This window comes from Mesorhizobium sanjuanii, assembly GCF_002529485.1.
In the GTDB taxonomy this organism is placed as follows: domain Bacteria; phylum Pseudomonadota; class Alphaproteobacteria; order Rhizobiales; family Rhizobiaceae; genus Mesorhizobium; species Mesorhizobium sanjuanii.
The window spans coordinates 1-8,221 of the sequence record NZ_NWQG01000204.1 but is presented as its reverse complement, the minus strand read 5'-3'; the positions used below and the strand labels follow the sequence as shown (position 1 = coordinate 8,221).

Annotated in this window: 9 protein-coding genes and 1 pseudogene; 4 read left to right on the top strand and 6 right to left on the bottom strand. The window is 64.3% G+C overall.

Features of this window, described 5'->3' with window-relative positions:
• Positions 1-48 precede the first annotated feature (48 nt).
• From CN311_RS26400 to CN311_RS26385, 4 genes and pseudogenes are all read right to left on the bottom strand, one after another.
• Positions 49-487 (bottom strand): annotated as a pseudogene (locus CN311_RS26400) (VOC family protein).
• 35 nt (positions 488-522) lie between these two features.
• On the bottom strand, positions 523-1,329 hold the full coding sequence (locus tag CN311_RS26395) for a C40 family peptidase (RefSeq protein WP_097576595.1): 807 nt from the start codon (positions 1,327-1,329) through the stop codon (positions 523-525).
• A 55-nt stretch (positions 1,330-1,384) separates the two neighbouring features.
• Positions 1,385-2,332 carry a CHAD domain-containing protein gene (locus tag CN311_RS26390; RefSeq protein WP_097576594.1) on the bottom strand — a complete coding sequence of 316 codons (948 nt, stop codon included), beginning with the start codon at positions 2,330-2,332 and terminating at the stop codon, positions 1,385-1,387.
• Positions 2,329-2,802, bottom strand: a complete 474-nt coding sequence (locus CN311_RS26385; protein ID WP_097576593.1) for a CYTH domain-containing protein — start codon at positions 2,800-2,802, stop codon at positions 2,329-2,331. Before CN311_RS26385 ends, CN311_RS26390 begins: the two co-directional genes overlap by 4 nt.
• 107 nt (positions 2,803-2,909) lie before the next feature.
• Here CN311_RS26385 and CN311_RS26380 point away from each other — a divergent pair, with 107 nt between their 5' ends.
• Genes CN311_RS26380 through CN311_RS26365 form a run of 4 tightly spaced genes read left to right on the top strand, consistent with a single transcriptional unit; the run spans position 2,910 to position 6,653 of the window.
• A complete protein-coding gene (locus CN311_RS26380) occupies positions 2,910-3,638 on the top strand; it encodes a CerR family C-terminal domain-containing protein (protein ID WP_097576592.1) in 729 nt (242 codons plus the stop codon).
• Positions 3,635-4,588 (top strand): HlyD family secretion protein, encoded by a 954-nt coding sequence (locus tag CN311_RS26375; RefSeq protein ID WP_097576591.1) that lies wholly within the window; start codon positions 3,635-3,637, stop codon positions 4,586-4,588. Before CN311_RS26380 ends, CN311_RS26375 begins: the two co-directional genes overlap by 4 nt.
• Positions 4,585-5,520: an ABC transporter ATP-binding protein gene (locus CN311_RS26370; protein ID WP_097576590.1), complete on the top strand. Its 936-nt coding sequence runs from the start codon at positions 4,585-4,587 to the stop codon at positions 5,518-5,520. Before CN311_RS26375 ends, CN311_RS26370 begins: the two co-directional genes overlap by 4 nt.
• Positions 5,517-6,653 carry an ABC transporter permease gene (locus CN311_RS26365; protein WP_097576589.1) on the top strand — a complete coding sequence of 379 codons (1,137 nt, stop codon included), beginning with the start codon at positions 5,517-5,519 and terminating at the stop codon, positions 6,651-6,653. Before CN311_RS26370 ends, CN311_RS26365 begins: the two co-directional genes overlap by 4 nt.
• On the opposite strand, the gene CN311_RS26360 is transcribed toward CN311_RS26365, so the two are convergent.
• Both CN311_RS26360 and CN311_RS26355 read right to left on the bottom strand, forming a co-directional pair.
• Positions 6,654-7,640: a threonine/serine dehydratase family protein gene (locus tag CN311_RS26360; protein ID WP_097576588.1), complete on the bottom strand. Its 987-nt coding sequence runs from the start codon at positions 7,638-7,640 to the stop codon at positions 6,654-6,656. It abuts the gene before it with no gap.
• 141 nt (positions 7,641-7,781) lie between these two features.
• A complete protein-coding gene (locus tag CN311_RS26355; protein WP_097576587.1) occupies positions 7,782-8,099 on the bottom strand; it encodes a hypothetical protein in 318 nt (105 codons plus the stop codon).
• Positions 8,100-8,221 lie beyond the last annotated feature (122 nt).

Genomic DNA, 8,221 nt, shown 5'->3' with positions numbered 1-8,221 from the left:
CGACAGACGGCGGCTTTCGCGGGCGACCCGGCCCGGGTTGAACCGCGCTCAACCGAGTTCTTGGGCGAGTCCGATGAGAAGCCCTTCAGGCCCACGGATATAGCAGAGCAGATACGCGTCTTTATACTGGACTACTTCGCCTACGAGCTGCGCGCCCCGCGCGCGGAGCCTATCAAGCGTCCCGTCGATATCGTCCACGGTGAACATGACGCGGAGGTAGCCAAGGGCGTTGACCGGGGCGTTCCGGTGATCCGCGACGACAGGCGGCGTGAGGAAGCGCGAGAGCTCGAGCCGGCTGTGGCCGTCCGGCGTGCGCATCATGGCAAATCTCGACATGCTGATCGCCCAGTCCAGTGACACGTCCGGCCCATTCTCCTTCGATCGTGGCCCGCCCTTCGAGTTCGAGGCCGAGTTCGCGAAAGAAATCAATCGCCCCTCCGAGGTCTTCGACGACGATTCCTACATTGTCCATCCGCTTGAGCGCCATGTTCCAATCTCCAAGGTGTCGTTCCAATCTCTTAGCTACTCGGTAACTTTCGTTTCCGGCTCGGCGGCCTTGTCGTCCCAGACCATCTCCCGGTAGTCGAACCCGTATTCCAGCGTCGGCTTGACGATGCGGAAATAGGGCGACAGGTCGAAGTCACGTGGCGTGTATAGCGAATGGTGGCGGATGTGCAGGATTTCCTTGCGCATGTAGCTCGACTGCGCCGAGGCGCGGCCGGGTGCGCGGGTGATCTCGGGCAGGATCGGATAGCGGATCTGGCCATAGGCCTCGGCGATCAGCGTCGAGCAGATGGCCCTGGTCGGGTCGCCAGATCCGAAAGCCAGCATGCGGCGGCGCCAGCGCACCGGCACCGGCGGCGTCGGCAGGAAATAGCGCAGCATGTCGAAGATGTTCTTCAGATCGTATCTGAGACCGAGCTTGCCGATCATGAAGGCGACGACCTTGTCGCGATCCTCCGGCGCCAGCCCGCTCGCCCGGCAGATGCGGGTGTTGTAGGTGCGGTAGCGCGATAGCGGCACGGCGACGCAGCCCTCGCCAAGCGTGACCTCGATAAGGCGACGCCGTTCCGATCCGTCCGCCATCTCCGGCAAGGCATCACCGACATAGAAGGCGGCATGCGACCAGGTCGACTGCGTCAGGTACTTGATCGCCGCGGAGATCTTCTGATTGCCCTCGATGAGCAGGATGTCGCCGGGCTCGAGCGTGCGGCGCAGCGTTTCGGCATCGGACGGCGTGTAGGGCTCATAGCCAGAGGATTCCTCCTGCAGCCGGCCGGCAAGCCAGCGGCCAAGTCGGTCCAGAAGCGTATCGCCGGGCTCGGTCATGGTGGATGGCGATTAGCATGGGCTGGCGGGGGGACGCCAGTGCGCCGGCGCTCTGTCAGCCGGCGGCGCCGGGCGCCGCAACGTCTTCCTGCGGCGCTCCGGCCAGATCCTCGCGCACCTTGCGGGCAAGTTTCCTGGTCGAGCGCTTGGGGCTGTCGCCGAACAGTTCGGCCGCCTCGGCGAGACAGGTCTTTCTCAGGCTTTTTTCCGAGCGTTTCAGGAGCTTGCCCAGCAGCCGCGTTTCCTGGCGAGAGCCAAGCGGCTGGTCGTCGGCATCGAGAAGCGCGCGCATGACGAAGACGTCGTGCAGCTCGCCCAGCCGCTCACCCAATCCGTCGACCGCCTTGCGCCGCGCCTTGATCGGCGTCGGCCACAGCCTGCCAAGCAGCGACAAATGCATGCCGTGGGTCTTGGCTGCCTTGCGCAGGTCGTGGAAATCGTCGGCTTCGCCGCGCGAGCCTGCCTTGTCCAGCGCCTTCCTGGCGCGGCGCAAGGTGGCGCGGGCGCCCTCGGCAAGCACATCGGCCGCCTGCTCCGGCTGGTCGGGCAAGACAAGGCTTTCGACCCGGTTGATGCCTTCCTCGCAAGCGGCAGTTGCGGCACCTATGGCGGCGCCGAGGCCAGCGCCGCCGTGCAGTTGCTGCTGGCGGGCGACAAGCCTGTCGCGGACCTCATTGAGACCGCCGCCTGCACAGTGTTCGGGAAAGCTTGCCGCCAGCCGGTCGATGGTCTCGACCAGCGCGGTCGCCTCGCGCGGGCCTGCCAGCAGGGCCGATACCTGGCGGTAGCACTGGTTCTCGGTCTGACAGAATGTTTCGTCTCCGGAACGGACCAGGCGTAGCAAGGCACGCACGTTTTTGAGGCGCTTGCGGCATTTGTGCAGCCCCTGCTCCGGCCTGTCATGCGCCGTGTTGAGATGGACAAGCGCCTTGCCGATCTCCTCGACGAGAATGCGCCTGACCTCGCCGGTCAGCGGCAGGCGTGGATCAATGCGAAAGCTCATGCCGCGATCTCCGGAAGCCCCCCAAGGGCGAGCGACGCGTTGTAAAACCCCTGCTCGCCGGTGACTTCGCGGCCGAGCCAGTCTGGCAGCATCTCGTCCGGCACATCTTCCGGCGTCTCGAGTTCGGCAACCACCAGACCGCTAAGCATCCCGCCGAAAACATCAACTTCATAGAGATAGCCGCGATGCCTAACATGATGGCGTGTCTTCTCGATGACACGTCCGATGGCGAAGGCCTGCATCTCCTGCGCCTCGGCCAAGGGGATCGGATATTCGAATTCGTCGCGCTCGCGGGCCTTCGAGCCGAATTTGAGGGTCAGCTTTGCCGAGGCATTGTCGCTGATGCGTACGCGCACGGTGCGGCCCGGCGAAGCGGCAAGGTAGAACTGGCGAATGCGGATATCCGCCTCGACCAGATCCCGCCACTCGGAGCCGGAGACCAGGAACTTGCGTTCGATTTCCTTGACCATGGCCGCGCACTAAAGCGCGCCGGACCGGACAAGGCAAGACCGGACAAGGCGAGTCGAAGCCGGAAAGTTGGCTTGACTTTAATCATTCGATTGATTAAAGTATTGATATGAAAAAACTCCTGAGCGCCAAGACCCCGCGTCGCGAGACATCTCCTGCCGAGATGACACGCGCGGCACTGGTCCGCGCGGCGCTTAAGCTTTTCGGACGGCATGGCTTCGACGGCACCTCGACGCGCGAAATCGCGGCCGAGGCCAAGGCCAATATCGGCTCGATCGCCTATCATTTCGGCGGCAAGGAAGGGCTGCGCGCGGCGGCGGCCGACTATATCGTCGAGACCATCCAGACCATTGCCGGCCAGGCGATCGGCAACCCGCGTGCGGCAAGCGGTCCCAAAAAGGGCGTTTCCAAAGGGGGCGATGCGGAAGCGGGCGATTCCGAAGCCGCCCGGGCACAACTCCTCACCGCACTGGAGCGGATGGTGGCCTTCATCGTGGCGAGGCCGGAGGCGGGCGAGATCGTGCAATTCGTGCTGCGCGAACTTTCGCATCCGACGGCGGCGCTCGACCGCATCTATGACGGCGTCTTCGAGCCGACGCATCGCAGGCTCTGCCTGATCTGGGAACAGGCGACGGGCGAGGCGGCCGAAAGCGAGACGACGCGGCTCACCGTGTTCACGCTGATCGGCCAGGTCATCTATTTCCGCATCGGCCGCGAGGCCGTCATGCGCCGCATGGGCTGGCGCGAGATCGGCGACGCCGAGGCCGCCAAGGTGGTGGCGGTGGTATCGAACAATCTTGAGGCCATATTGGCTGCCCGGAAGGATCACAGATCATGAGCTTCCTCTGCTCCCTGCCGCTCGCCGCCCAGCTTTTCAGTGCCTGCGCGCCGGCCGCGCCGCTTGCCGTCGGCTATGTCGAGGGCGACTATGTGCTGCTGGCGCCGATCGAGGTGGCGCAGGTCGTGACGGTCGCGGTCAAGCGCGGCGATCGCGTCATGCCAGGCACGCCAGTGGTGACGCTGGAAAGCGCCGACGCGAAAATCGCTGTCGCGCAAGCCGAAGCGGCTCTCGCGCAGGCCCAGGCTCAACTCGCCGATCTCAAGGTTGGCAAGCGGCCGGAAGAGATTGCGGTGCTGAAAGCACAGGTCGACATGGCCAAGGCGCAGGCGGCCGACGCCAAGCGAAGGTACACACGCGCCAGTGACCTGTTCAAGCGCGGCACCGGCACGCAGGCCGATTTCGACACCGCCTCCGCCACGCTGGAGACGGCCAATGCGCAGGTCGGCCAGGCGGAGGCCAATCTCGCCGTTGGCGGCCTGCCGGCACGGCCGGAAACGATCAAGGCCGCCGAGAACCAGGTCGCCCAAGCGCAATCGGCGCTGGGGCAGGCCAAGTGGCGGCTGTCGAAGCGCGTGCTGGCGGCTCCCTCGCCAGGCCGTGTCAACGATGTAATCCGCAATCCCGGCGATACGGCCGGGCCAACGGCGCCTGTCATCTCGATGCTGCCGGACGGCGCGGTGAAGCTCAGCGTCTACGTGCCGGAAAGCGAATTCTCGTCGGTGAAGGTCGGCACGCTGCTCGGCGTCCATTGCGACGGCTGCAGGCCCGGTCTCAAGGCTCGGGTCAGCTACGTGTCGCCGGATCCGGAATTCACGCCGCCGGTGATCTACTCGCTCGAGAACCGGCAGAAGCTCGTCTATCTGGTCGAGGCCAGGCCGGAAGGCGACGCCGGTCCGCTGCAGCCCGGTCAGATCGTCGATGTCGACCTTGCGGACATCGGAAAATGAACGTCATCGACGTGCATGGGCTGGTCAAGCGCTTCGGCGACAAGACTGTCGTCGACGACGTGACGATGACGGTGGCCGAGGGCGAGATCGTCGGCTTCCTCGGCCCGAACGGTTCGGGCAAGACCACCACGATCCGCATCATGTGCGGCCTCTTAACCCCGGACGAGGGCGAGGGCACGGTGCTGGGCTTCAACATCCGCACCGACAGTCTGAGGATCAAGCGCGAAGTCGGCTACATGACGCAGAAATTCTCGTTCTACGAGGATCTGACCATCGCCGAGAATCTCGAATTCGTGGCACGGCTCTACGAGCTGAAGCCGGTCGGTGAGCATGTCGCCAGGACGCTCGAAGATCTCGGCCTGACATCGCGCCGCGACCAGTTGGCCGGCACCTTGTCCGGCGGCTGGAAGCAGCGGCTGGCGCTGGCCGCCTGCATCATGCACAAGCCGAAACTGCTGTTGCTCGACGAACCGACGGCAGGTGTCGATCCGAAGGCGCGGCGGGAATTCTGGGACGAGATCCATCGGCTGGCCAGCGGCGGGCTGACCGTGCTGGTCTCGACCCACTACATGGACGAGGCCGAGCGCTGCCACCGCATCAGCTACATCTCCTATGGCAAGATGCTGGCGACCGGCACGGTGGACGAGGTGGTGAAAAATGCCGGGCTGACCACCTTTGTCCTGCAAGGCCCAAAGCTCGACCAGGTCGCGACTGCGCTTCAAGGCCGCCCCGGCGTCGACCAGGTGGCGCCGTTCGGTGCAACGCTGCATGTCGTGGGCTCCGACAGGAAGGAACTCCAAGCCGCGCTCGCCGATGTCGAGAAGGAGCACAAGGGCGTGACGGTGAGCCCCGGCAAGACCAGCCTGGAGGACGTATTCATTCAGTTCATGTCCGGCTCGAAGGACAATATGGCCAAGGACAAGAAGCCATGAATGCGGTGTTCTCCTTCGCCAGGCTCGGCGCGCTGCTGATCAAGGAATTCATCCAGATGCGGCGCGACCGCATCACCTTCGCCATGATGCTGGGTGTGCCGCTGATGCAGTTGGTGCTATTCGGATTCGCCATCAACAGCGATCCGAAGAGCCTGCCGGCGGCGCTGGTGGCGATGAGCAGCGACCCCTATACGCGCGCCATGGTGTCGGCGCTGCAGACCACCGGCTACTACCGCTTCGACCATGTCGCGCAAAGTGCCGAAGAAGCCGAATTCCTGATGGCGCGCGGCGATGTCGCCTTCGTCGTCACCATCCCCGCCGATTTCGCCCGCCGCGTCGAGCGCGGCGACAGTCCGCAGATCCTGATCGAGGCGGACGCCACCGACCCGGCCGTCGCCAGCGGCGCCATCTCGACGCTTGGCACCGTCGCCAACCAGGCATTGCTTCGGGCGCAGGGCATGCAGGAGACGGCGGCCGAGGCTGCCCGGGGCCAGCTCGAAGTGGTGGTGCACCGGCGCTACAATCCCGAGGGTATCTCGCAGTACAACATCGTGCCCGGCCTGCTCGGCGTCATCCTGCAGATGACCATGGTGATGATGACGGCCATGGCGCTGACCCGCGAAACCGAACGCGGCACGATGGAGAACCTTTTGGCGATGCCGTCCAGCCCGGTCGAGATCATGTTGGGCAAGGTTCTGCCTTTCCTCGTCGTCGGCGCGGTGCAGGTGGTGGTGGTGCTGGTGGCGGCGAAGCTCCTGTTCGGCATTCCGTTCGTCGGCTCGCTGACGCTGCTTCTGTCGGCGGTGCTTGTCTTCGTGCTTTCGCTGGTGCTGCTCGGCTACACGATCTCGACCATGGCGCGCTCGCAGATGCAGGCGATGCAGCTCACCTTCTTCTTCTTCCTGCCGTCGCTGCTTTTGTCCGGCTTCATGTTCCCCTATCGCGGCATGCCGGGCTGGGCGCAGGTGTTGGGTGAGATTTTCCCGCTGACGCATTTCCTTCGCATAACCCGGGCGGTGATGCTGAAAGGCGCCGACTTCAACGCGATAGGGGCCGAGGTTGGCTGGCTGCTGGTGTTCGTGGTGGTGTTTGCGGGCACGGCGCTGTTGCGGTTCAGGCGGACGCTGGACTGATCACGTGGCAGCCATGATTTCCGCATAAGCGCCGAAATCGACATTGCCGCCTGACAGCACCACGGCAACACATTTGCCTTTCAGCTCGATCTTGCCCGACGCCAACGCGGCCAGGCCAACGCAGCCGCCTGGCTCGACCACCAGCTTGAGATGGGCCATGGCGTCGCGCATCGCCTGTCGCGTCGCGTCGTCGGAGACGGCAATGCCGCCGGCGAGGTTCCTGCGATTGATCTCGAAGGTGATCGCGCCCGGCTCGGCGACGAGCAGGGCATCGCAGATCGACTTGTGGCCGGGCTCGTTCGCGACCCTTTCGCCCTTGGCCAGCGAGCGGCTGGTGTCGTCGAAATGCTCGGGTTCCACCACCCAGACGGAAGTGCCCGGCGAGGCATCCTTGACGGCGATCGAAATGCCGCTGCTCAGGCCACCGCCACCACACGGGATGACGACCGCGTCGAGGCTGACGCCGAGCGCCTTTGCCTGGCGCTTCAGTTCGAGGCCGATCGTGCCCTGGCCGGCGATGATGGCCGGGTCGTCGTAGGGCGGCACCAGGACCATGCCTTTTTCCACATAGGGTCGGACGACGGCCGCGCGATCCTCGCGGAAACGGTCGAATGGCACCACCTCCGCTCCCATCTTGCGGACATTGCCGATTTTCATCGCCGGCGCGTCGGCCGGCATGGCGATCACCGCCCTGACGCCGAACATGGCCGCCGAGGCGGCGACGCCTTGCGCATGGTTGCCGGAGGAGAAGGCGACGACACCGCGGCTGCGTTCCTCGGCCGAAAGCGAGGACAGCTTGTTGTAGGCGCCGCGGAACTTGAACGAGCCGGTGCGCTGCAATGTCTCCGGCTTGAACAGGATGCGGCCGCCAAAGCGCTTGTTGATGTCAGGCGATTCGATCAGTGGGGTTTCGACGATCAGGCCGGAGAGGCGCGCCGCGGCGCTGCGGATATCGGCGATGCCGGGGAGGGTGGCTGTGGTGGTCATGAAGGTCCTGTGGAAATGTGATTGCCGATGGTGCACGGAAAACCACACCGCGCACCATCGAAAAAATGTGTCGGTTACAAATTCGGCCTTGGGAACAGCTCCCTTTCCGCAGCAAACCTTCGCGATTGGCCGGCCGCTCGCTCACCCCAAAAGCGTCTTTCGTTTGGCGCCGCCGATCTTGCGCCAGGTGTTGAAGCGGTGGGTGGCGGCGGCAAACGAGATCTTCATCTGTTGGGCGACCGAATAGCGCGACTTGCCTTCGTCGAACATGCGGTAGCAGCACTCGGCGCCTTCCTCGGTCAGCTTGCCGTCGAGGGTCTTGTTGTGCGGATTGGCAGGATCGAATTTTTCGACCTGCTGCTCGACCAGGCCTTTCAGGCGCAAAAGATCGGCCTCGATGTTGACGATCAGGTCGAGAACGGGTTTCGGGTCGAATTGCGGGGGCTGTTTTGCCGGCATCCATGGCTTCCTTTCTCTTGGCTTAGGTTCAGCTATATAGGTGAACATTTGCTGATAATGAAGTGCGCGCCTTGCGCCGGACTTCAACAATTCTCGATTGCCACTCGAACGGGGCGATTGAC

What these genes read in the sequence shown, in the direction of transcription:
- CN311_RS26395 (WP_097576595.1), bottom strand. Translation starts at nt 1,329, where the DNA reads ATGACCGAGCCCGGCGATACGCTTCTGGACCGACTTGGCCGCTGGCTT.
- CN311_RS26390 (WP_097576594.1), bottom strand. Translation starts at nt 2,332, where the DNA reads ATGAGCTTTCGCATTGATCCACGCCTGCCGCTGACCGGCGAGGTCAGG.
- CN311_RS26385 (WP_097576593.1), bottom strand. Translation starts at nt 2,802, where the DNA reads ATGGTCAAGGAAATCGAACGCAAGTTCCTGGTCTCCGGCTCCGAGTGG.
- CN311_RS26380 (WP_097576592.1), top strand. Translation starts at nt 2,910, where the DNA reads ATGAAAAAACTCCTGAGCGCCAAGACCCCGCGTCGCGAGACATCTCCT.
- CN311_RS26375 (WP_097576591.1), top strand. Translation starts at nt 3,635, where the DNA reads ATGAGCTTCCTCTGCTCCCTGCCGCTCGCCGCCCAGCTTTTCAGTGCC.
- CN311_RS26370 (WP_097576590.1), top strand. Translation starts at nt 4,585, where the DNA reads ATGAACGTCATCGACGTGCATGGGCTGGTCAAGCGCTTCGGCGACAAG.
- CN311_RS26365 (WP_097576589.1), top strand. Translation starts at nt 5,517, where the DNA reads ATGAATGCGGTGTTCTCCTTCGCCAGGCTCGGCGCGCTGCTGATCAAG.
- CN311_RS26360 (WP_097576588.1), bottom strand. Translation starts at nt 7,640, where the DNA reads ATGACCACCACAGCCACCCTCCCCGGCATCGCCGATATCCGCAGCGCC.
- CN311_RS26355 (WP_097576587.1), bottom strand. Translation starts at nt 8,099, where the DNA reads ATGCCGGCAAAACAGCCCCCGCAATTCGACCCGAAACCCGTTCTCGAC.